The sequence below is a fragment of the Phytopseudomonas punonensis genome (genome assembly GCF_900142655.1).
GTDB classification, from domain to species: Bacteria; Pseudomonadota; Gammaproteobacteria; order Pseudomonadales; family Pseudomonadaceae; genus Aquipseudomonas; species Aquipseudomonas punonensis.
The window spans coordinates 1,447,813-1,468,911 of the sequence record NZ_FRBQ01000001.1; the positions used below are offsets into that span (position 1 = coordinate 1,447,813).

Genomic DNA, 21,099 nt, shown 5'->3' on the forward strand with positions numbered 1-21,099 from the left:
GCCGCGTCGCGGTTACTGAACGGAGTTTCCTATGCCAAAACTGAGTATGAAGTTACTGCCTCTCTGCCTGCTGGCGCTGCCCTTCATGGCCTCTGCCGAGCAGCAGATTCAACCCGGTCTTTGGGAGATTACCTCGAAGAACATGCAGCTTGGCGGCAAGACGTTGCCGAGCAGCGATGCGATGCTGCAGCAGTTCAAGAACCTGCCCCAGGCGCAACGTGAAATGCTCGAGCGAGCCATGGCTCAACAGGGTATTCAGCTGGGCGACAAGGGCGTGCAGTACTGCATCAGCCAAGCACAGGTGGATGCACAGAACATCCCCCTGCAGGATCCCAACTGCAGCCAGCAGATCACCTCCCGTGACAACGACCGCTGGGTGTTCAACTTCACTTGCCCGCAGGGCCGTGGCCAGGGTGAGGCGCACTTCCTCGACGACAAGTCGTTCACCACCAAGGTCAGCGGCGATTTCGACAGCGGCGCAGGCCGTCAGCAGGGCAGCATGGAGTCCGAGGCGCGCTGGGTGTCGGCTGATTGCGGCGCGTTGAAACCGCGTCAGTAACGCAAGGCGTCTGGCAGCGACTTACAGTCGCTGCTGGATCATCCGCGGGGCGTGCTCGAAATCGGCCAGTTGCTCGCACATGGCCGCGATTCCTGGATCAAGGCAGGCATTCTGGATCGACCGGGCCTAGCGTGCAGGCGGAAGGATTGCTTGCTGTGCGGCGGCAAAATTCCATATCCCGCTTGGCCCGACAATAGTCGCTTTGCAACCGGCGTTCGGCGCTTGGCGAGGGCGGCACTACGCCGGATTGGCAAGCGGGCAGGTCGGGTTGGAGGGTGCACCAGCTAGGGTACTGCTTCGGCATCCTGTACCCGGCAGCAATCAGGCAGCTTTGGGTCTCGGCCCGCTGGTTGGGCGGGCGGTCATCCTCCTGCGGATGTGGCGAACCGCATTCCAGCAGGGCCTTCTTGACCTCTAGGGTTGAGGCGCCCGGTTTTTGCCAGATCTCGAAGTTGAATGGTGGCGGCTGAAAGGGCTGCCGTCCCCAGCAGGCGGTCAGCGTGCTGAATAGCAGAATCAGAATGAGGGCTCGCATGCGGCGGGTCTGAGGTGAAAGCATCGTGTGCTTACCTGAACGACGACTGTTTTGGCAGTGCATAGAGCGCGATCAGAAACGAGGTCACCACGCCCAAAACTAAACTTCTGTAAGGATTGCTCCCATCTCCCATCTGCAGCACTTCAGACCATGCCTGCGCGCCCAAACCGCCTGCCACGCAAACGAACAGAATGTGCCGAAGGCCCCGGCGAAGCCCCAGGCACGCATACAGCAGCGCCAGGCCGAACGCAGGAACGCCGTATAAAATCATGCCTGTTACGGCAGAGAGAATGCCGAACCAGAACGAGCCAGCCAGCATTTCCAGGGCATTCGAATTGGATGACTCGACTACCAGTCCGATTGTCGCGATGTATGCAAAATTGAATATCCCCACCAGCGACGGGCAAAGCGTAAATGACAGTACTACAGGTTTGAACGGATACATCGCAACCTGCTCCCATTCCCTGTCGGTTTAGTAGGCGTGCTTTTAAACCAGTCTCGCAGACCGAGCAACTCGGGCGATCTTGTCTCTACCCAGCTCAGAGAATCGGTGAGATCAGCCGTGCCACGCGCATGCCCAATTGCTGCAGGCGATGCACTTCGCGACGGTCGGCGCCGATCAGTTCGCGGGACTGGCTGAAGTCGTTCTCCAGCATCGCTTCGACCTGGCGGGCAAACTCCGGGTCGACCGTCACCAGGGTGATCTCGAAGTTCAGGCGGAACGAGCGATTGTCCAGGTTGGCGCTGCCGACCACGCCGATATCCTGATCGATCAGCGCGACCTTCTGGTGCAGAAAGCCCGGCAGGTAGCGGAAGATCCGCACGCCGGCGCGTAGTGCTTCCAGGGCGAACAGGTTGGAGGCGGCGTAGACGATGCGGTGGTCGGGGCGTGACGGCAGCAGGATGCGCACATCCACGCCGCGCAGCACGGCCAGGCGCAGAGCGGCGAACAGCGCTTCGTCGGGGATGAAGTAGGGGCTGGTCAGCCAGATGCGTTCGCGGGCAGCGTTGAGCATTTCCACGAACAACAGCGAGCAGGTTTCCTGGGCGTCGGCCGGGCCGCTGGTGATCACCTGGCAGAGCATGCCTTCGTCGGGGTAGCGCTCTGGCAGCAGCAGTGGCGGCAGTTTGCGCGTCGCCCAGAACCAGTCTTCGGCGAAGGATTCCTGCAGGCAGGCCACCGCTGGGCCGTGCACTTCGACATGGGTGTCGCGCCACGGCGACAGGCGCGGCTTTTCGCCGAGGTATTCATCACCGACGTTGTGCCCGCCGAGGAAGCCGCGCTCGCCATCGACCACCACGATCTTGCGGTGGTTGCGGAAATTCAGCTGGAAGCGATTGAGCACGCCACCGCCGGTGGGGAAGGCATGCATGTGCACACCGCCGTCGCGCAGGCTCTTGATATAGCGGCGCGGCAGGGCGTGGCTGCCGACCGCGTCATAGAGAAAGTACACTTGTACGCCAGCAGCTGCGCGCTCTAGCAGCGCCTCCTGCAGGCGGCGGCCAAGCTTGTCGTCGTGGACGATAAAGAACTGGATGAGGATCACCTGATGCGCTTCGGCAATCGCCTGGAGGATCGCGTCGAAGGTCGCCTTGCCATCGACCAGCAGGCTGACCTGGTTGCCCGCCAGGCATGGCATGCGTCCTAGCCGCGGCAGAGCGCGTAGCTGGCCGTAGGCTTCCGATTCGCCGGCGGCGATGGCCTCCTGCACCCAGGGCCGCCAGTCCAGCGAGGCCATGGCCTTGTGCATCTGTTTGTCGACCACCCGACGCGCGTCGATGTAGGCATAGAAGCGGCTTCGCCCGAAGATCACGTAGGGCAGCAGAGTCAGGTAGGGCATGAAGAATAGCGAAAGTGCCCAGGCGATGGCGCCTTGGGCGGTGCGCACGGTCAGGATTGCGTGCACGGCCGCCAGCGTCCCGAGCGCGTGGATCGTTGCGATCAGATAGCCGAAAAAATGCTCGATGCCGAATTCCATTGCCGTTCGCTTGTTGGCTGCTGTGCCAGCATAGACCACGCGATCGACGCGACGTCACCGATAGATGGGGCGTTCCACGTGAAACCAGTGGCGCGTTTGCGTTGGGCTCGTGCGCTTCAGGTGCGAAAGTGCACCACCAGCCCTTGCAGCTCGTTGCCCAGGCGCGCCAGCTCGATGCTCGACGAGGCGATCTCGCTGCCTGCGGTGGCCGACTGATCGGTGGTTTCCCGCACGTGCAGCACGCGGTGGTTGATTTCCGAGACTACCGCGCTCTGCTCTTCGGCGGCGCTGGCGATCATCAGGCTCATCTGCTGGATTTGCGAAACCTGGCGAGTGATGGCGCTCAGGGCGTCGCCGGTGTTGCGTACGCCGACGACGGTCGACTGGGTCTGCTCGACGCTGGTCTGCATGATGCGGCTGCTCTCGTCGGCAATCTGCCGCAGGCCGGTGATCAGCTGTTCGATTTCCTCCGAGGATTGCTGCGTGCGTTGCGCCAGGCTGCGTACCTCGTCGGCGACCACTGCAAAGCCGCGGCCGGCTTCACCCGCGCGCGCTGCTTCGATCGCTGCATTAAGCGCCAGAAGGTTGGTCTGCCCGGCCACGGCTTTGATCACGCCGAGCACGCTGCCGATGCGCTCGATTTCCTTGTGCAGGCGGTTCATGGATTCGGCAGACAGCTGCACATCGCTGGCCAGCGCCTCGATCTGGCCGATGGCCTCACCGGAAATGGCAGACGCGCCGCTCGCCTCGCTATCGGCCTGGCGTGCGGCGTTGGCCGCCTCCTCGGAGCTGCGAGCGACCTTCTGTACGATCAGGGTCATGTCGCTGATGGCCGTGGCGACTCGGTCGGTATCGGTCTTCTGGCTCTCCGCGCCGGCCTGGGTCTGGGTGGTGATGGCGGCCAGTTGGCTGGCGGATGAGGCCAGTTGCGAAGAGCTGCTGCCGATCTGGTTGATCACGCCGCGCAGGCGCCCGCTCATGTTACCGATGGCCCGTAGCAGTTGGCCCAACTCATCGCGCCGCTCGCTGTGCAGCTCCACTGTCAGGTCACCCTGGGCGATGCGCTCGGCGGTGTGCAGCGTTTGCTGCAGCGGCACGATGATCTGCCGGGCGATGACCCAGGCAATCAGCGCGCCGAGCAGCAGGGCGATGATGGCGACCGCCCAGAGTATCGACACCACGGTGCCGACGCTGACGGCCGAGCGCTCTTCTTCTTTCTTGTAGAGCACGTTGATGCTGTCTTGCAGCTCGGAAAGCCGTTCATTGGCCTGGATGATCGCGCCCGTGTTCGATGGAGTGACCGCCTGTGCGGCTTTGCGGGCATCGCTATAGGCGGCGAGGTCGGTGCTGAGACCTTGCAGGATCTGCCGGTCTTCGGCTGGCCACTCGCCGTTTTCGAGGTCCTCACTGATCTGCGCGAGCGCAGCTTTGAGTGCTTGCAGATGAGTTTCGTGAGCTGTCAGCTCAGTTGGGTCGCTGCTCAGGGTGTATTTGAAGTTGGCTTCGCGGGCGAACACGGTTTCATCGAATACGCCGCCCAACTGGTTGATCCGCGCGAACGAAGCCTGGTCATTGCGCAGCCCCTGCAGTCCGGTAGCGGCAAGCAGCATGGCCAGCGCCAGTAACAGGCCGAAGCCGAGCCCGAGCTTGCGGGTGACGGTTAGATTTTCCAGCGAGAACCGATAAGACATGAACAATCCTTGTCGAGCCACAGCGCGCCATCTCCAGGCAGATGCATGACGTACGCGGGGCTGAATCCATGATTGCGCAATCGTATCGCCAGCACTGGCGCTTAGGAATACCCAGAAACGACAAAGCCCCAGGGCTGGGGCTTTGTCATGTAGTGGCTCAGGCTCGCGAGAGGGTCGAGATCTGCTGGCGCCTGTACAGCGTATCTCTGCTCGACAGCAGCAGGTACAGCGGCAGGGTGACGACGATCGCCACCAGCCAGGACAGGTCGGCACCGTCGAGCTTGCTCGCCATCGGCCCGGTGTAGATCGGCGTGACCGCGAACGGCAGTTGGACCAGGATGCCGATGGCGTAGGCGCTCACCGCATTCGGGTTGAAGCGCCCGTAGATGCCACCTGAGGCGTCGAACAGCGAGGGGATGTGGTAGCGCTGCTTTTGCACCAGGTAGAAGTCGGCGAGGTTGATCACTGCCCAGGGCACCAGCACGATCATCATCGCCAGAATCAACTGCATGAACCGCGAGATGAAGTCTGCAGGCGCACTGACCGCGACCACGCAGCAGGCCACCAGCAGGATCGCCGAGAGCGCCACCCGGGCCTGGCGGCTCGGTGCCCAGTCGGCGGCGAAGGTCTGCACCGAGGTGATCAGCGCCAGCACCGCGCCGTACAGGTTCAGGGCGTTGTGGCTGATGATGCTGAGGATGAACAACACCATCAGCACCGGGCCAAACACGCCGGTGCTTTGCTTCACGGCTTCCATGGTGTCGGTCTCGGCGCTTACCGACAGCGCAACCAGGGTGCCGAAAATGAAGCACAGCGAGGTGCCCAGCACGGCGCCGCAATAGGTGGCGATAAAGGGTTTCCAGATGCCTACGTTGCGCGGCAGGTAGCGCGAATAGTCAGAGGTGTAGGGCGCAAAAGAGATCTGCCAGATAGCGCCCAGCGAAGCCATCGCCAACCAGCCGGCGAGGTTGAAGCCACCGCGGCTGGCGAAGTCCGCTGGCAGGCCGTTGGCGAATAGCGCGATAAAGCCGGCGAGCAGGCCGATGCCCATCACCCAGGTGCCGATGCGGTTGAGGGTGTGGATAAAGTTGTAGCCGAGGATGCCGATCAGCGTGGCGGCGCAGGCGCCGATCAATACGGCGGCGGGCAGCGGTAAATTCGGCGCCACGCTGTGGATGGATTTGCCGGCCAGCACGCAGTTGGAAATGAAGAAGCCGATGTACAGCACGGCGGCGATCACCACCACTAGCAAGGCGCCGTAACGGCCGAACTGGCCGCGGCTCTGCAGCATTTGCGGCAAGCCCATTTGTGGGCCTTGTGCCGACGCCAGGCCAAGCACGATGCCGCCGAGCAGATGGCCGACGAGAATGGCGCAGATCGCCCAGCCAAGGTTGAGGTGGAACACCTGCACCGCCATGGCGCCGGTGACGATGGGTAGCGGCGCGATGTTGGTGCTGAACCACAGGGTGAACAAGTCACGGACGCGGCCGTGACGGTCGGCATCGGCAACCTGGCCGACACTGTTGCTTTCAACGAGCTCTTGCTGAGACATGGACGGTTCTCCTGCGCAAAGTGGCGACGGCATGCAGCACCGCGTGAGCGGGCAGACCGTTGGGTGTAGATGCGTGGGGGTGGCTGAGCGAGTCAGCTGCGCCTGTTGTGGGAGAACTTGCAGGCGGCGGAGAACGGGCATGGGCGGAGCAGAAGGGCTGTGCGGAACACCATGGGAAAACCTACTTCTTGTCTTTATTCGGATAGGGTTTTGCGTATCGCCAGGTTGGCGAAAACCGCTGCCCGGCGTGGCCGGCGCAGCGGTGACGGGGCTCAGCGGAAGGCTGGCACCACGTGCTGGATGAACAGCTCCAGAGACTTTTTCTTCTCGGCGTAGGGTAGGCTGTTGTCGGCCCAGAAGCTGAATTCGTCGACGCCCAGTTCTTGGTAGTGACGAATGCGCGCGATGATTTCCTCAGGCGTGCCAATCATGGTGTTCTTGCGGATGTTCTCCAGCTCGAATTCCGGGCGCTCTTTGAATTTCTCTTCGGGGCTCGGGTCCAGCAGGCCGTCGACCGGGGTGGTCTTGTTGCCGAACCAGGCATCGAAGGTGCGGTAGAAGCGTGAGATCGCCGCGGCGCCGACCTTCCAGCCTTCCGGGTCGTCGGCCAGGTGCACGTGGGTGTGGCGCAGCACCATCAATTGCGGGCGCGGCACGTCCGGGTTGTTGGCCAGGGCGGCGTTGAACTTGTTGTTCAGGTCGACCACTTCCTCGTCGCCCTTCATCAGCGGTGTGACCATCACGTTGCAGCCGTTGGCCACCGCGAAGTTGTGCGAGTCCGGGTCGCGGGCGGCGATCCACATCGGTGGCAGCGGTTGCTGCAGCGGCTTGGGCGACGAGGTGCTGGTGGGAAATTTCCAGATCTCGCCGTCGTGGGCGTAATCGCCTTTCCACAGGGCTTTGACCACCGGCACCATCTCACGAAGGTACTTGCCGCCATCACTGGCGGGCATGCCACCAGCCATGCGGTCGAATTCGTACTGGTAGGCACCACGGGCCAGACCGACTTCCATGCGCCCGTTACTGATCACGTCGAGCAGGGCGCATTCACCGGCTACGCGGATCGGGTTCCAGAACGGCGCGATGATGGTGCCGGCGCCAAGGCGAATGGTGTTGGTACGGGCCGCCAGGTAGGCCAGGATCGGCATCGGGCTTGGCGAGATGGTGTATTCCATGGCGTGGTGTTCGCCGACCCACACGGTGCTGAAGCCGCCGGCTTCGGCCAGCAGGGTGAGCTCGGTCAGCTGATCGAAGAGCTCGCGGTGGCCGACTTCCTGGTCGTAGCGTTCCATGTGGACGAACAAAGAGAATTTCATGTCGCTTTCCTCGATTTTTGTAAGGCCCGAGGCGCGAGGCGCTGTCAGGACTGGCCGCACGCAGGATCATGTGGCTCATGGTCTATGGTATACCATAATATAAAATACTTTGGCGAGTACCCGAGACCCCTCTTGTCAAAAAGCGTCAGTCCTTGGCGGCCTGCCAGGCATACCAGCGCTCGGCGATGCGCTCGCCATTGATGCTCCAGTATTTGAAGTCGAGGGTGATCTGCCCGGCTTTGTGGGCGCCCGGCTGGTTTTCCGCGAGCTTGGGGTCGACCAGCGCCGAGGCGCCGAGGTTGACCGGCGCGTAACCGGTCAGTGAGGAGAAGTCCGCCTGTGGTTTGGGGCTGGTGGCGTAGGCGATGAAGGCACGCGCGCCTTCGACATTTGGGGCGCCACGGGGGATGACCAGGAAATCACCGGTCACCAGGTTCTGCTGCCAGCTGATGCCCACTGGGGCGCCCCCATCACGCAGGGCGTTGACCCGGCCATTCCAGAACATGCCCAGGCCAGCCGCGCCGCTCGACAGCAATTGCTGGGACTCGTCGCCACTGCCCCACCAGGCAATGTCGCCCTTGATGCTGTCGAGCTTCTTGAAGGCGCGATCCAGATCCAGCGGATACAGCTGCGCCGGGTTCACGCCATCGGCGAGCAGGGCAATTTCCAGTACGCCGGGGCTTGGCCATTTGTAAAGCGCGCGCTTGCCCGGAAAGGTGCGGGTATCGAACAGCGCCGCCCAGTCCTGCGGCACGTTGCCGAGCACTTTGGTGTTGTAGCCGAGGATGAACGAGAAATAGAACGAGCCGGCGCCGTAGATGGTGACGAAGCGCGGGTCGATGGTGCGTTTGGCGATCTGCTTGAAATCCAGTGGCTCGAGCAGGCCTTCACGGCCGGCGCGCAAGGCGAAGTCCGCCTCTACGTCGACCACGTCCCAGGTGACCTTGCCGCTTTCCACCATGGCCTTGAAGGCCGCGTAATCGGTGGGCCCGGCCTGCTCGACACGAATGCCGGTCTGCTGGGTGAAGGGCTCGCTCCAGGCGCGGGTCTGCGCGGCCTGGGTGCTGCCGCCCCAGCTGACGAAGGTGAGGCTCTGCTCGGCGTGAGCGGTGGACAACAGCTGCAGCCCCAGCAGCATGGCCAGCAATGTACGCATGGAAATCCCTCCCGAACGATAAAGAAACCCTGGCTACCGACCTGGCGAACGCGCCGCGATCACGCACCGTACTGGCACATTGCAAGATGCGCTCCAGATTGCCCGAGGCGCTGCGGTGCCCGGCGGCGATGTTAGCCGCTGGGCGCGCTGGTTTTGTGTGGGAAAAGCAGTACCACTTGTTCGGAGTAGGTGTAACGATTTATGCGGCGGGATCGAGCTCTGCTATCGACTGTGGGAGCGGGCCATGCCCGCGAAAAAATCACAGGCATGGACTAGGCGCCCCCGCCCGCTCCCACAGGCGTAGATTTCCTCTCAGTGCACAACCATTCAGTGCGCTCCAGCCCCCTTGCTCAGATCGCTTTCGTTCCAGCTGTCGTACAGGCAGGCTTCGCTGGCCGCCCAACGTACTTTGGCCTGGGCACCGGGTTGCAGCGGTTGCAGGCCGCTGCCCATGGCTTTCAGAGTCAGGTGGCAGCCGCCGGGCGTGACCACGTGGCAGGTCAGGCTTTCACCGAGGAACACCACCTCGGCGACCTGCACGGAGATCTCGTTCCAGCCTGCCGGCAGCGGGGTTTGCGTGGCGACCTCCAGGGGCAGCACCTGGGCTTTTTCCGGGCGCAGCATCAGCAGCACGTCCTGATCGTTCTTCAGGTTGGCGGTCGGCGTGATCGCCAGGCTCTGTTGCTCGAACTGCACGGCGGCCTGGCCGCTGACCTTGGCGCGCAAGAAGTTGGAGTTGCCGAGGAACGAGGCGACGAAGGCATTTGGCGGGTTCTGGTAGAGGTCATAGCCGGTGCCCAGGCCGACGATCTTGCCGTGGCTGAAGATGGCGATGCGCTGTGACAGGCGCATCGCCTCTTCCTGATCATGGGTCACGTAGACGATGGTGATGCCCAGGCGCCGGTGCAGGTGGCGCAGCTCGTCCTGCAGGTCTTCGCGCAGCTTCTTGTCCAGGGCGCCGAGAGGCTCGTCCATCAGCAGGATGCGCGGCTCGTAGACCAGCGCCCGGGCGATGGCCACGCGCTGCTGCTGGCCGCCGGACATCTGCGACGGGCGACGGTGGGCGAAGGCTTCGAGCTGCACCAGCTTGAGCATGGCGTCGACCTTGCGCTTCTGCTCGTCGGCGCTGAGTTTGCGAATGCCTAGCGGGAAAGCGATGTTCTCGCGCACGTTGAGGTGCGGGAACAGCGAGTAGCGCTGGAACACCATGCCGATGCCGCGTTTGTGCGGGGGTACGTTGACCAGGGATTTGCCCTGCACGAGGATTTCCCCCGAGCTGGGTGTTTCGAAGCCGGCGAGCATCGACAGCGTGGTGCTCTTGCCCGAGCCACTGGAGCCTAAGAAGGTGAGGAACTCGCCCTCCTGGATCTCCAGGGAAATGTTATCTACAGCGGTGAAGTCGCCGTAGTGCTTGTTCAGGTTGCGCAGGCTGACCAGAGTCTGGGGCGCCTGTTGTTCTTTGATGACAGCACTCATGGGATTCTCCTCGGCGCTCAGCCTTTGGCTTCGGCGCGCCGGCGTGCAATGGCGGCGATGATCATGACCAGCAGGGAAAGACCGATCAGCAACGTCGAGGCGACGGCGATCACGGGAGTGAGATCCTGGCGCAGCGTCGTCCACATCTTCACCGGCAGTGTCTGCAGGCCGGGGCTGGCCATCATCACGCTGAGCACCACCTCGTCCCAGGAAACCAGGAAGGCGAACAATCCACCCGATACCAGGCCCGGGCGAATGGCCGGGAAGGTCACCTTGACGATGGCCTGCAGGCGCGTGGCGCCGCAGATCACCGCGGCATCCTCGATGGACTGATCGAACAGCTTCAGCGAGTTGATGATCGAGATGATGGTGAACGGCAGTGCGACGATCACGTGGCTGACCACGAAGGCGAACAGCGTGCCGGTGTAGCCGAGCTTGAGAAATAGCGCGTACACCGCCACGGCGATGATCACCAGCGGCACGATCATCGGCAGGGTGAACAGCGCGAACAGCAGCTCGCGGCCTGGGAATTTGCCCCGCACCAGGGCGAAAGCGCTGGGCAGGCCGATGGCCAGGGCGCACACGGTCGTCAGCATGGCCACCTTGAGGCTGACCAGGGCTGAGTCCATCCACTGTTCGTTGGAGAAGAACTGCCCGTACCACTTGAACGTCCAGCCCGGTGGCGGAAACACTAGCCACTGCGAAGAGCCGAACGACAGCAGCACGATGAACAGGATCGGCAGCAGCAGGAATACGGCGATCAGCGCGGTGGTCGCGGTCAGGCCGTAGCGCAGGCCACGACCCATGGCATTGGGTGACAGCAGCATGGCGGCTTACCTCGCAGTGCTGGAAGCTACCGGCGATTCCGGTTGCAGCTTCAGGTAGACGTAGAACAGCACCAGCGTGATGAGGATCAGCAAGGCTGCGGCCGCGCTGGCAATGCCCCAGTTGAGGAACGACTGCACCTGCTGGATGATGAATTCGGGCAGCATCATGTTCTGCGCGCCGCCCAGCAGCGCCGGGGTCACGTAGTAACCGAGGGACATCACGAAGACCATCAGGCCGCCGGAGAAGATGCCCGGCCGGCACAGCGGAATGAACACCTTAAAGAAGTTGCGCCACGGGCTGGCGCCGCAGATCGAACCAGCCTGCAGCACCATCGGGTCGATAGCGCTCATGGTCGCCTGCAGCGGCAGCACGATGAACGGGATCATGATGTAGCTCATGCCGATCACCACACCAGTCAGGTTATGCACCATCTCCAGCGGCTGATCGATGATGCCCATACCCATCAGGAACTTATTGACCACCCCCGAGGACTGCAGCAACACCAGCCACGAATAGGTGCGTGCCAGCAGGCTGGTCCACATCGACAGCAGCACGATGTTCAGCAGCCAGCGGCCCCAGCCGCTGGGCATCAGGGTGATCGCCCAGGCTAGGGGGAAACCCAACAGCAGGCTGATCACGGTCACCAGCCCGGCTACTGCGAAGGTGTTGAACAGCACCTTGGAGTAGGCCGAGTTGGCGAATAATTGGGCGTAGTTGCCCAGGCCTGGTTCCGGCTCCAGCACGCCGCGCAGCAGCAGGCTGACCAGCGGCACCAGGAAGAACAAACCGAGAAACAGCAGGGCGGGCAGCAGGTACGGGGCACCGCGCCAGCGCGCCGCCCGTTCCGGGTTGCCGTCAGCGTTGCCACGCTGACGGTCTGCTGCACCGACCTCAGGGGTACGGAGCGCAGTCATTTCACTTCACCAGCCATTCGTTCCAGCGGGTGGCGATCTGCGCGCCGTTCTTGGCCCAGTAGGCGTAGTCCAGGGTGATCTGGTCAGCCTCGTGGGCGGTCGGCAGGTTCTCTGCCAGCACCGAGTCCAGGCGTGCCACGCTGTCCAGGTTCACCGGGGCGTAGGCGGTCAGGTTGGAGAAGTCGGCCTGGCCTTTGGCGCTGCTGGCGTTGGCCAGAAACTTCATGGCCGCGTCCTTGTTCTTGGCACCTTTGGGGATGACCAGCATGTCGGCCATGACCAGGTTCTGTTTCCAGCTCGCCGCTACCGGCGCGCCATCTTCCTGCAGGGCGTGGATGCGACCGTTCCAGAACTGCCCGATGCTCGCTTCACCAGAGGCCAGCAGTTGCTGCGACTGTGCGCCGCCGCCCCACCAGACGATGTCTTTCTTGATGGTGTCGAGTTTCTTGAAGGCGCGATCCAGATCCAGCGGGTACAGCTTGTCTTTTTCTACGCCATCAGCCAGCAGGGCCAGTTCCAGCACGCCCGGGCTCGGCCATTTGTACAGGGCGCGTTTGCCGGGGTAGGTGGCGGTGTCGAACAGCGCGCTCCAGTTCTCTGGCTTCTTGCCGCCGACCGCACCCTCGTTGTAGCCGAGCACGAAGGAAAAGAAGAACGAGCCGACGCCATGGTCGTTGATGAAGCGTGGGTCGATGCGATCACGTTTGATCACGTTGAAGTCCAGCGGCTCGAGTAGGCCTTCGGCTGCGGCGCGCAGGGCGAAGTCAGCTTCCACGTCGACCACGTCCCATTGCACGTTGCCGCTCTCGACCATGGCCTTGAGCTTGCCATAGTCGGTCGGGCCGTCCTGCACGACGGTGATTTTGGTGTCACGGGTGAAGGGGTCGGCCCAGGCGGCCTTCTGCGCATCCTGGGTGGTACCGCCCCAGCTGACGAAGTTGACGGTTTCCGCCGAGGCGGTGGTCGTGATTGCCGCACTCAGAATGCTCGCGGCGAGCACCGAGGTAACACCTTTGATAAACACCATCTCTCTTGCCCTCTTTGTTGTGTTTGTGCGCAAGCGAGCGTTTGCCCGCTTAACCGGAGCAGTGATCCAGTGGATCGTTAATGGTGGCCACTATCGTGTGTGCATTCCTTGTCGTTATCCCCGTCGGGGCGCACGCGATAAACTGACTGGCCTTAGGGATATCATATTATGGTATTCCAAACTTTCCGCAAGCGATTTGCCATACATCTTGGTGGCCGTACATGACCGATCGTCATTCACTCGAATGGCACGGTTTCCACCACTTCCAACGCATAGCCGGTCAGACCTGCATACTTGAGCGGCGGGCCGAGGTGGCGCAGCTTGCCGACGCCCAGGTCTTGCAGAATCTGTGCCCCGGTGCCGACCTCGGAATACACTCGCGGCTGACCTCGGTTGAACGGGCGCTGCGGCTGGGTCAGCTGCGGTACGCGTTCGAGCAGGGCCTGCGACGATTCATGGTTGGCCAGCACCACAACGACGCCTTTACCGTCTGCGGCGATGCGTTCCAGAGCAGCCCAGAGCGTCCAGCTACGCGGGCCGGAGTACTCGGCGCCAACCAGATCGCGTAGCGGGTCGATGGCATGCACGCGCACCAGAGTCGGTTCGTCATGACGGATGTCGCCCATTACCATGGCCATGTGCACGCCCCCGGCTATGCGGTCTTCATAGGTGATCAGACGGAACTCACCATGCACGGTGGGCAGTTCGCGTTCGCCGATCCGCGTGATCGTGTGCTCGGTGCTCAAGCGGTATTGGATGAGGTCGGCGATGGTGCCGATCTTGATGCCGTGCAGGGCGGCGAAGGCTTCCAGGTCGGGGCGGCGGGCCATGCTGCCGTCTTCGTTCATCACTTCGACAATCACCGCCGCTGGCGTCAGGTCGGCCAGCCGGGCCAGGTCGCAGCCGGCTTCGGTGTGCCCGGCGCGGGTTAGCACACCGCCTTCCTTGGCGCGCAGCGGAAAGATGTGGCCCGGTTGTACCAGATCGCTGGGCTTGGCATCAGCGGCCACAGCGGTCAGCACTGTGTGGGCGCGGTCGGCGGCGGAAATGCCGGTGGTGATGCCGCTGGCGGCTTCGATGGAAACAGTGAAGGCGGTGGAAAATACGCTACCGTTGCTGGGCACCATCTGTTCCAGGCCTAGGCGTTGGCAGTGCTCGTCGGTCAGGGTCAGGCAAATCAGGCCGCGGGCTTCACGGGCCATGAAATTGATCGCCTGGGGCGTACAGAATTCGGCGGCGAGCAGCAGGTCGCCCTCGTTCTCGCGGTCTTCGTCGTCTACCAGCAAGACCATCTTGCCCTGGCGAAAGTCATCGATGAGTTCACGGATGGGATGGAAGGGCATGGCGGTTCTCGCAGGTCGGATTATTTTAAATTATGGTATACCGTAATACGAAATCAAATTAAAGGAGGTCAGCATGAAGGGTTACTGGATCGCGCACGTGGACGTCACCGACCCCGAGCGCTACAGCGAATACACCAAACGCGCCCCGGCGGTGTTCGCCGAATTCGGCGGTAAGTTCCTGGCCCGCGGCGGCCGCTCCGAGGCGCAGGAAGGGCGTGATACGCCTCAGCGTAGCGTGGTGATCGAGTTTGCGTCCTATGAACAGGCAGTGGCCTGCTACCGCTCTGAGGCTTATCAGGAGGCGAGCAGCTACCGGGCAGGCGCGGCGCGTTCGGAAGTGATCATCGTCGAGGGTATGGAGCCCTGACCGCAGGCTGAATCAGCCAGGGTGGGCGACACCGGAAAGATGGCTGACCAGTTGACGCGCATGGGACGGCAGGCTTTGCCAGTCTCTGATGCACAGGCGCAGTTCTCGGCTGGCCCAGCTGTCGGCGATGTCGACCAGGGTCAGCGGCAGCTCCTGGGCCATCCGTGAGGCGGCGGCCTCCGGCAGCATGGCCAAGCCTGCGCCCTGGGCGACCAGTTGGGCGATGGCGTCGAAGCTTGGCGCCCGTACCCGCACCCGCAGGGCGATACCGGCAGCGATGGCCTTGTCCTCGATGAAGCGCTGCATCGCCCGTTCGGCCGGCAGACCGATGTAGGGAAAGCTCAGCGCCTCCACCAGCTTTGCTTGCCGCCGACCGGCCAGGGCGTGGCCCTGGGGCACCAGCAGCACCAGGCGGTCGTGGCGAAACGGCAATGACAGCAGGTCGCCGGTTGGCAGGTTGCCGTCGTAGACGCCCAAATCGAATTCGCCGGCCTGCACGCCGCGCAGGATGGAGCGGCTGGTGCCTTCTGTCAGTTGCAGATCCACCTCCGGATAATCGGCCAGGAAAGGGCCGAGCGCCGCTGGCAGGAAGGTGCTGTTGGCCACCGTAGAGGCGCACAGTTTGAGCACCACCCGCTGCTGGCCGGACAACGCCTGCAGGTTGTCCTTCAGGCGCTGCGCTTCGTTGAGGATCCGCTGGCAGGCTTCGAGCACCAAGCGCCCAGCCGGGGTTGGCGTCATGCCGTTGGCATTGCGGGCGAACAGTGTGACTTGGCAGCGTTCCTCGAATTGGCGCAATCGCGTACTGGCGGCCGATACCGCGACCGGAAAAGTCGCCGCGGCCTTGCTGAGGCTGCCGGTCGAGGCGATGGCGACCAGTAGGCGCACATCCACGAGATCGAAATGCACAGGGGTTCTCCAAAACAGAAGGCAGCCTTAGGAAAATAGCGATTCTTGGCTGGCGTCATTCGTATCAGAATAACCGTTCCTTGCCCCGGATTCAGATTGCCATGAACCTTTCTGCCTTCTTCAAGCGCTGCGCCAGTAACGGCAGCCTGTTCGCCATCCTTTCCGCTGCCGGTTTCAGCATGAAGGCGATCTTCGTCAAAATGGCGTACATCGCCGCCCCCGTTGAGGCGATCACTCTGCTGGCGATGCGCATGACCCTCGCCCTGCCGCTGTTTCTGTGGCTGGTCTGGCTAAGCCGCAGCGGCATCGGTACCGGTGGACGCTTCTCACTGGGCGACGGCGCGCGCGTCGTGGTGCTGGCGCTGTTTGGCTATTACCTGTCTAGCCTGTTCGACTTCTACGGTCTGCAGTACATCAGCGCCGGTCTGGAGCGGTTGATCCTGTTCACCTACCCGACCTTGGTACTGGTGTTCCAGATGATCGCCTTTCGCGAACGCCCCAGCCGCCGCACGCTGCTGGCCATGGCGGTCTGTTACCTAGGCCTCGGCGTGGCGCTGATGCACGACATCGGCGCTACCGACATGGGCAGCCAAGTGATCATCGGCTCGTTGTGGGTATTCGCCAGCGCCGTGACCTACGCGCTCTATTACTTGGGCACCGGGGTGATGGTGAAACGCCTTGGCTCGATGCGCCTGGCCGGCCTTGCGGGCAGCGCGTCGTCACTGATGGTGTTGGCGCATTTCTTTATTACCCAACCGGCCGGCAGCATGCTCGCGCAACCGGCCCAGGTGTGGTTGTGCGCCGCGCTGATGGCGATGATTTCCACCGTGCTGCCGGTGTACTGGATGGCTCTGGCGATCCAGCGCATCGGTGCCACCAATACCGCCGCTGTTGGCAACCTCGGCCCGGTGTTGACCATCTTCGCTGCCTGGGCGCTGCTCGGCGAAGCCATCTCACCGTACCAGATGGCCGGGCTGGCGCTGGTGATGTTTGGCATCTGGCAGCTCAAGGCGGGTGCGGCGAAGAAGTCCGTGGTTGCAGAGGTTGCGGGGGCAAGCCGTTCGGTGAGTTGAGCGGGGCAGGGGTGAGAGCTGTAGAAAGCCAGAAGCAGCCGCTCCCTGCGTAGGGTGGACAACGCTCTTTTTGTCCACCATTGCGATTGCAGAACGGTGGACGGGAGAAGCGTCGTCCACCCTACGCCCTGCAGAAAGGCAAAAGCGGTAGGTGAGCATGTAGGAGAGGCTTTAGCCGCGAGCTTTATTGGTGGGTGCAAAGAGCCCTGGGCTAAAGCCTCTCCCGCGATATCGCGAACGGCTGCTTCAGCGAATGAAATGCACCTTGCCGGTGTCATCGCTGCCCATGTAGATGCCGTAGCTGCCCGTCTCGCGTTCGGTGATATAGCGTTCCAGGATCTGGCGGATGGCCGGGTAGTAGATCTGCTCCCAGGGGATGTCTTCGGGAGCGAAGAAGCGCCGCGCCAGGGTTTCGCTGCCGAAATAGCCGGTGTCGTGCAGCAGCTTGGCGCGGAAGATCAGGTACACCTCGCTGATCGCCGGTACGCTGAAGATCGAGTAGGGGCAGGTGATTTCCGCTACCACGCCGGCTTCCTCGCGCACTTCGCGCAGGGCCGCTTCCTCGGTGGTTTCGCCGTTTTCCATGAAACCGGCCGGTAGCGTCCAAGTGCCGATGCGCGGTTTGATGGCGCGCTGGCAGAGCAGGTAACGGCCGTCCTGCTCGATGATGCAGCCAGTGATGATCTTCGGGTTTTCGTAGTGGATGTGCCCGCAACCGCTGCACACCAGGCGGTTGTGGTCATCGCCGGCCGGGCGGCGGCGCTCCAGCGTCGCGCCGCCGCATTGATTACAGAAGCGCGGGCTGGGCATGGCAATCAGCGACCGATGCGCGGGTCTTTGAGACCGATAGGGGCGACGATGTCGCGGGCCTTGGCGCCTTCCTGCTTGGCTTCCAGGTACTCCAGCGCGACCTTGGCGGCGGCGCGTACGTGGTCCACCGAGGCCTGGTGGGCGGCAATCGGGTCGCCGCTCTTGATCGCCTCGACCATGCGCTCCATTTCTTGGTTACTGGTGCTGCGGCGGTTGCTCTGCGACACCGAAGTGGCGCGCAGGTAGCTGATCCGCGCCTGCAGCTGGCGCAGCTGAGTGGCCGCCGCTTCATTGCCGCAGCCTTCGAGCAGTACGTTATAGAACTCCTGCACCGACTCCAGCACGTCCGGTAGCTCGCCTTCTTCGAGGGTCTGGCGGTTGTTCTCCAGAGCACGCTCCAGGGCGCGGATGTCCTTGGCGCGGGCTCGCAGGGTGAACAGCTGGACGATCATGCCTTCCAGCGCGCAGCGCAGTTCGTAGAGGTCGCAGGCGTCCTCCAGGGTGATGATCGCCACGCGCGGGCCTTTGGCATCGGCGAATTCCACCAGGCCTTCGGACTCCAGGTGGCGCAGCGCCTCGCGCACCGAAGTACGGCTAACACCGAGGCGATCACACAGGTCGCGCTCCACCAGACGGTCGCCGGGTAACAACTGGAAATTCATGATGGCGCTGCGCAGCTTGTCCAGGACGATCTCCCGCAGGGTCACGGGATTGCGGTTGACCTTGAAGCTGTCGTCGATCGGCTGGCGTTTCATGGTTAGGGCTCTAGTTATAGGTATGGGAGCACTCAAAACTACGCCTCGGGCTGCTGAGCCTCGGCATCCGCCTCGGCGAAGGCTTCGCGAGCGATTCGGAAGCTGTCGACTGCGGCAGGCACGCCACAGTAGATGCCAACCTGAAGCAGAATTTCGCGAATCTGTTCACGGCTGAGGCCGTTACGCAGGGCGCCGCGAATGTGCAACTTCAGCTCGTGCGGGCGATTGAGCGCGGAAATCATGGCCAAGTTTATCATGCTGCGTTCCTGCATCGATAAGCCTTCACGCCCCCACACATGCCCCCAGCAGTATTCGGTGACCAGCTCCTGCAGCGGGCGATTGAAGTCGTCGGCGTTCTCCACTGAGCGCTTCACGTAGGCCTCGCCCAGCACCTGGGTGCGGATCTTCAGGCCTTTCTCGTACTTGTCGTTGCTCATATCGGTCTCTCGAGTAGCTGCGAGTCAGGCGTAGGATGGGTGCAACCCATCGATTATTGATGGGTTTCAAATACGCGGCCCGACCCATCCTATGGACTGTCGTTCACCCATTCATTCTGGGAGCGGCTCATGTTCGCGAATCGCGGGCATGGCCCGCTCCCACAAGAGCCGGTCCGCGTCAGCCCAGCCTTACAACCCACCCATCAGGGTGTATTTGATTTCCAGGTAATCGTCGATGCCGTAGTGCGAACCCTCGCGGCCCAGGCCGGAGGCCTTGATGCCACCGAAGGGCGCCACTTCCGTGGAGATCAGCCCTTCGTTGATGCCAACCATGCCGTATTCCAGCGCCTCGCTCATTCGCCAGGCGCGGCCCAGGTCGCGGGTGTAGCAGTAGGCGGCCAGGCCGAATTCGGTGTCGTTGGCCATGTGGATAGCCTGGGCTTCGTCGCTGAAGCGAAACACCGCCGCCAGCGGGCCGAAGGTTTCGTCGCGGGCGACCTTCATCTCGCCAGTCACGCCGCTCAGCACGGTGGGCTGGTAGAAACCGTGGCCCAGCACATGGCGCTCACCACCGCAGACCAGCGTGGCGCCTTTGCCGAGGGCATCGGCGACGTGATCGGCGACCTTATCCACGGCCCGGCTGTTGATCAGCGGGCCTTGCTGCGCGCCTTCGGTAAAACCATCGGCGACTTTTAGCTCGGCCACACGCTCGGCCAGGCGGGCCACGAATGCATCGTGGATACCGTCCTGTACCAGAAAACGGTTCACGCACACGCAGGTCTGCCCTGCGTTGCGGTACTTGGCGATCAGCGCGCCCTCGACGGCGCGCTCCAGGTCGGCGTCATCGAAGACGATGAACGGCGCATTGCCGCCCAACTCCAGTGACACCTTCTTCAGGGTGCTGGCGCACTGCTGCATCAACAGCTTGCCGATCGGCGTGGAGCCTGTGAACGACAGCTTGCGCACCGTGGCGCTGGCGCACAGCTCGTTGCCGATGGCCACGGCGTCGCCGGTGATCACGTTTAGCAAGCCGGCTGGTAGCCCGGCTTCTTCGGCCAGGGTGGCCAGGGCCAGGGCCGAAAACGGCGTTTCCGGCGCCGGCTTGACGATGCACGGGCAGCCGGCAGCTAGGGCCGGGCCGACTTTGCGGGTGATCATCGCCGCTGGGAAATTCCACGGCGTGATGGCTGCGACCACGCCAATCGGCTCCTTGGTCACCACGATGCGCGCATCGGGCTTGTGGCTGGGGATGGTGTCGCCATAGATGCGCTTGGCCTCCTCGGCGAACCACTCGATAAAGCTGGCTGCGTAGAGGATTTCACCACGGGCTTCGGCCAGCGGCTTGCCTTGTTCGAGGGTCAGAATTTCGGCCAGCGCGTCGGCGTTTTCCAGGATCAGCGCGTGCCAGCGCTTGAGGATGGCGCAGCGCTCCTTAGCGGTGCGTGCGCGCCAGGCGGGCCAGGCGGCATTGGCGGCGGCGATGGCGCGTCGCGCTTCAACGCTGCCCATGTTCGGCACCCGGCCGATTTCCTCGCCATTGGCGGGGTTGAAGATGGCTTGGGTGCCGACTTCATCGGCGCTCAGCCACTGACCATCGATGTAGGCGAGCTGGCGGAATAGGCGCAAGGCGTTGGGCGTCATGGCAGCTCCAGAAGAAAACAGGCCGTGCTCGAGGGTGGGTGAGCACGGCCAAAGAAGGCTAGCGATTTGCGGCGTTGTCAGGCCAGATCGTAGGCTGGACAACGCATTTTTTTGTCCACCATTGCGATTGCAGAGCGGTAGACGGGTCGGGCCGCGTAGGTGAGGCGTCGGCTACGCGCCCCGGTCCACCCTACAAAAGGTGGTTTAGGTTCTCGCCGAAGGCACGTCGATCAGGCGAACGCCGGCAGGGCGCCGAGTTTGCCGCGGTGGTAGATCATCGGCACCGGGGCTTCTTCGGGTAGGATCAGGTTCTTCACCGCGCCGACCATGATGGCGTGGTCGCCACCGTCGTATTCGCGCCACAGCTCGCACTCGATGATCGCCGCGGCATTCTTGAGCAGCGGGTTGCCCAGTTCACTGAGCGTCCATTCGATACCGGCGGCCTTGTCCTTGCCCTTACCGGCGAAGGCGTAGGCTTCCTTCTGCTGCTCGGCCGACAGCAGGTGGATGGCGAAGCGTTTGCTGTCGCGCAGCACCGGGTAGGAGTCGGAGGTGTAATTGGGGCAGAACAGCACCAGTGCCGGGTCAATGGACAGGGCGCTGAAGGCGCTGGCGGTGATGCCGACGATGTTTCCGTCGGCGTCCAGGCTGGTCACGATGGTCACGCCCGAAGGGAAGGCGGCCATGACGGATTTGTACAGTCCAGGTTCGATCATTTTGCTTTTCCTCGA

General features: G+C 62.9%; 21 protein-coding genes. 3 read left to right on the forward strand and 18 right to left on the reverse strand.

The features are described from left to right. Positions 1-31: 31 nt before the first annotated feature. Entirely contained in the window at positions 32-559 is a 528-nt protein-coding gene (locus BUC40_RS06535) for a DUF3617 domain-containing protein (RefSeq protein WP_083593348.1), read from the forward strand. A gap of 97 nt (positions 560-656) precedes the next feature. Here BUC40_RS06535 and BUC40_RS22640 read toward each other — a convergent pair whose 3' ends face one another. The 12 genes from BUC40_RS22640 to ribBA form a co-directional block, all read right to left on the reverse strand. After that, positions 657-1,118, reverse strand: a complete 462-nt coding sequence (locus BUC40_RS22640) for a hypothetical protein (RefSeq protein WP_139272118.1) — start codon at positions 1,116-1,118, stop codon at positions 657-659. A gap of 7 nt (positions 1,119-1,125) precedes the next feature. Then, a complete protein-coding gene (locus BUC40_RS06540; protein WP_073263744.1) occupies positions 1,126-1,539 on the reverse strand; it encodes a hypothetical protein in 414 nt (137 codons plus the stop codon). Positions 1,540-1,633: 94 nt separating this feature from the next. Continuing rightward, entirely contained in the window at positions 1,634-3,073 is a 1,440-nt protein-coding gene (gene cls, locus BUC40_RS06545; RefSeq protein ID WP_073263746.1) for a cardiolipin synthase, read from the reverse strand. 116 nt (positions 3,074-3,189) lie between these two features. Further along, entirely contained in the window at positions 3,190-4,764 is a 1,575-nt protein-coding gene (locus BUC40_RS22865) for a methyl-accepting chemotaxis protein (RefSeq protein WP_073263748.1), read from the reverse strand. A 157-nt stretch (positions 4,765-4,921) separates the two neighbouring features. After that, positions 4,922-6,316: a purine-cytosine permease family protein gene (locus tag BUC40_RS06555; RefSeq protein ID WP_073263750.1), complete on the reverse strand. Its 1,395-nt coding sequence runs from the start codon at positions 6,314-6,316 to the stop codon at positions 4,922-4,924. Between the two features lie 272 nt (positions 6,317-6,588). Beyond that, the gene (locus BUC40_RS06560) at positions 6,589-7,632 is read right to left on the reverse strand and encodes an LLM class flavin-dependent oxidoreductase (RefSeq protein ID WP_073263752.1); all 1,044 of its coding nucleotides are present in this window, start codon (positions 7,630-7,632) and stop codon (positions 6,589-6,591) included. 145 nt (positions 7,633-7,777) lie between these two features. Beyond that, entirely contained in the window at positions 7,778-8,788 is a 1,011-nt protein-coding gene (locus tag BUC40_RS06565; protein WP_073263754.1) for an ABC transporter substrate-binding protein, read from the reverse strand. Between the two features lie 327 nt (positions 8,789-9,115). After that, positions 9,116-10,264, reverse strand: a complete 1,149-nt coding sequence (locus BUC40_RS06570; protein ID WP_073263756.1) for an ABC transporter ATP-binding protein — start codon at positions 10,262-10,264, stop codon at positions 9,116-9,118. 17 nt (positions 10,265-10,281) lie between these two features. Further along, complete coding sequence (locus BUC40_RS06575) at positions 10,282-11,091, reverse strand: ABC transporter permease (RefSeq protein WP_073263758.1); 810 nt, start codon at positions 11,089-11,091, stop codon at positions 10,282-10,284. Positions 11,092-11,097: 6 nt separating this feature from the next. After that, complete coding sequence (locus tag BUC40_RS06580) at positions 11,098-12,006, reverse strand: ABC transporter permease (protein ID WP_073263760.1); 909 nt, start codon at positions 12,004-12,006, stop codon at positions 11,098-11,100. A gap of 1 nt (position 12,007) precedes the next feature. Continuing rightward, the gene (locus BUC40_RS06585; RefSeq protein WP_073263762.1) at positions 12,008-13,033 is read right to left on the reverse strand and encodes an ABC transporter substrate-binding protein; all 1,026 of its coding nucleotides are present in this window, start codon (positions 13,031-13,033) and stop codon (positions 12,008-12,010) included. 236 nt (positions 13,034-13,269) lie between these two features. Next, positions 13,270-14,376: a bifunctional 3,4-dihydroxy-2-butanone-4-phosphate synthase/GTP cyclohydrolase II gene (gene ribBA / locus BUC40_RS06590; RefSeq protein WP_073263764.1), complete on the reverse strand. Its 1,107-nt coding sequence runs from the start codon at positions 14,374-14,376 to the stop codon at positions 13,270-13,272. Between the two features lie 73 nt (positions 14,377-14,449). On the opposite strand from ribBA, the gene BUC40_RS06595 reads away from it, so the two are divergent. Then, the gene (locus BUC40_RS06595; RefSeq protein WP_073263766.1) at positions 14,450-14,743 is read left to right on the forward strand and encodes a DUF1330 domain-containing protein; all 294 of its coding nucleotides are present in this window, start codon (positions 14,450-14,452) and stop codon (positions 14,741-14,743) included. A 12-nt stretch (positions 14,744-14,755) separates the two neighbouring features. Here BUC40_RS06595 and BUC40_RS06600 read toward each other — a convergent pair whose 3' ends face one another. Beyond that, complete coding sequence (locus tag BUC40_RS06600; RefSeq protein WP_073263768.1) at positions 14,756-15,652, reverse strand: LysR family transcriptional regulator; 897 nt, start codon at positions 15,650-15,652, stop codon at positions 14,756-14,758. Between the two features lie 101 nt (positions 15,653-15,753). Here BUC40_RS06600 and BUC40_RS06605 point away from each other — a divergent pair, with 101 nt between their 5' ends. Then, positions 15,754-16,725, forward strand: coding sequence for a DMT family transporter (locus BUC40_RS06605; protein ID WP_073263770.1), 972 nt, complete (start codon positions 15,754-15,756; stop codon positions 16,723-16,725). Between the two features lie 246 nt (positions 16,726-16,971). On the opposite strand, the gene BUC40_RS06610 is transcribed toward BUC40_RS06605, so the two are convergent. From BUC40_RS06610 to BUC40_RS06630, 5 genes are all read right to left on the reverse strand, one after another. Beyond that, positions 16,972-17,535 carry an NUDIX hydrolase gene (locus BUC40_RS06610; protein ID WP_073263772.1) on the reverse strand — a complete coding sequence of 188 codons (564 nt, stop codon included), beginning with the start codon at positions 17,533-17,535 and terminating at the stop codon, positions 16,972-16,974. Positions 17,536-17,540: 5 nt separating this feature from the next. Then, on the reverse strand, positions 17,541-18,290 hold the full coding sequence (locus BUC40_RS06615; RefSeq protein ID WP_073263774.1) for a GntR family transcriptional regulator: 750 nt from the start codon (positions 18,288-18,290) through the stop codon (positions 17,541-17,543). Between the two features lie 38 nt (positions 18,291-18,328). Then, positions 18,329-18,727: a carboxymuconolactone decarboxylase family protein gene (locus BUC40_RS06620; protein WP_073263776.1), complete on the reverse strand. Its 399-nt coding sequence runs from the start codon at positions 18,725-18,727 to the stop codon at positions 18,329-18,331. A 189-nt stretch (positions 18,728-18,916) separates the two neighbouring features. Then, positions 18,917-20,368 (reverse strand): NAD-dependent succinate-semialdehyde dehydrogenase, encoded by a 1,452-nt coding sequence (locus tag BUC40_RS06625; protein ID WP_073263778.1) that lies wholly within the window; start codon positions 20,366-20,368, stop codon positions 18,917-18,919. A 230-nt stretch (positions 20,369-20,598) separates the two neighbouring features. Beyond that, positions 20,599-21,084, reverse strand: a complete 486-nt coding sequence (locus tag BUC40_RS06630; protein ID WP_073263780.1) for a flavin reductase family protein — start codon at positions 21,082-21,084, stop codon at positions 20,599-20,601. Positions 21,085-21,099 lie beyond the last annotated feature (15 nt).

Bases quoted from the DNA above. Each gene is read 5' to 3' on its own strand.
- BUC40_RS06535 (WP_083593348.1), top strand. From the start codon at position 32: ATGCCAAAACTGAGTATGAAGTTACTGCCTCTCTGCCTGCTGGCGCTG.
- BUC40_RS22640 (WP_139272118.1), bottom strand. From the start codon at position 1,118: ATGCTTTCACCTCAGACCCGCCGCATGCGAGCCCTCATTCTGATTCTG.
- BUC40_RS06540 (WP_073263744.1), bottom strand. From the start codon at position 1,539: ATGTATCCGTTCAAACCTGTAGTACTGTCATTTACGCTTTGCCCGTCG.
- cls (WP_073263746.1), bottom strand. From the start codon at position 3,073: ATGGAATTCGGCATCGAGCATTTTTTCGGCTATCTGATCGCAACGATC.
- BUC40_RS22865 (WP_073263748.1), bottom strand. From the start codon at position 4,764: ATGTCTTATCGGTTCTCGCTGGAAAATCTAACCGTCACCCGCAAGCTC.
- BUC40_RS06555 (WP_073263750.1), bottom strand. From the start codon at position 6,316: ATGTCTCAGCAAGAGCTCGTTGAAAGCAACAGTGTCGGCCAGGTTGCC.
- BUC40_RS06560 (WP_073263752.1), bottom strand. From the start codon at position 7,632: ATGAAATTCTCTTTGTTCGTCCACATGGAACGCTACGACCAGGAAGTC.
- BUC40_RS06565 (WP_073263754.1), bottom strand. From the start codon at position 8,788: ATGCGTACATTGCTGGCCATGCTGCTGGGGCTGCAGCTGTTGTCCACC.
- BUC40_RS06570 (WP_073263756.1), bottom strand. From the start codon at position 10,264: ATGAGTGCTGTCATCAAAGAACAACAGGCGCCCCAGACTCTGGTCAGC.
- BUC40_RS06575 (WP_073263758.1), bottom strand. From the start codon at position 11,091: ATGCTGCTGTCACCCAATGCCATGGGTCGTGGCCTGCGCTACGGCCTG.
- BUC40_RS06580 (WP_073263760.1), bottom strand. From the start codon at position 12,006: ATGACTGCGCTCCGTACCCCTGAGGTCGGTGCAGCAGACCGTCAGCGT.
- BUC40_RS06585 (WP_073263762.1), bottom strand. From the start codon at position 13,033: ATGGTGTTTATCAAAGGTGTTACCTCGGTGCTCGCCGCGAGCATTCTG.
- ribBA (WP_073263764.1), bottom strand. From the start codon at position 14,376: ATGCCCTTCCATCCCATCCGTGAACTCATCGATGACTTTCGCCAGGGC.
- BUC40_RS06595 (WP_073263766.1), top strand. From the start codon at position 14,450: ATGAAGGGTTACTGGATCGCGCACGTGGACGTCACCGACCCCGAGCGC.
- BUC40_RS06605 (WP_073263770.1), top strand. From the start codon at position 15,754: ATGAACCTTTCTGCCTTCTTCAAGCGCTGCGCCAGTAACGGCAGCCTG.
- BUC40_RS06610 (WP_073263772.1), bottom strand. From the start codon at position 17,535: ATGCCCAGCCCGCGCTTCTGTAATCAATGCGGCGGCGCGACGCTGGAG.
- BUC40_RS06615 (WP_073263774.1), bottom strand. From the start codon at position 18,290: ATGAAACGCCAGCCGATCGACGACAGCTTCAAGGTCAACCGCAATCCC.
- BUC40_RS06620 (WP_073263776.1), bottom strand. From the start codon at position 18,727: ATGAGCAACGACAAGTACGAGAAAGGCCTGAAGATCCGCACCCAGGTG.
- BUC40_RS06625 (WP_073263778.1), bottom strand. From the start codon at position 20,368: ATGACGCCCAACGCCTTGCGCCTATTCCGCCAGCTCGCCTACATCGAT.
- BUC40_RS06630 (WP_073263780.1), bottom strand. From the start codon at position 21,084: ATGATCGAACCTGGACTGTACAAATCCGTCATGGCCGCCTTCCCTTCG.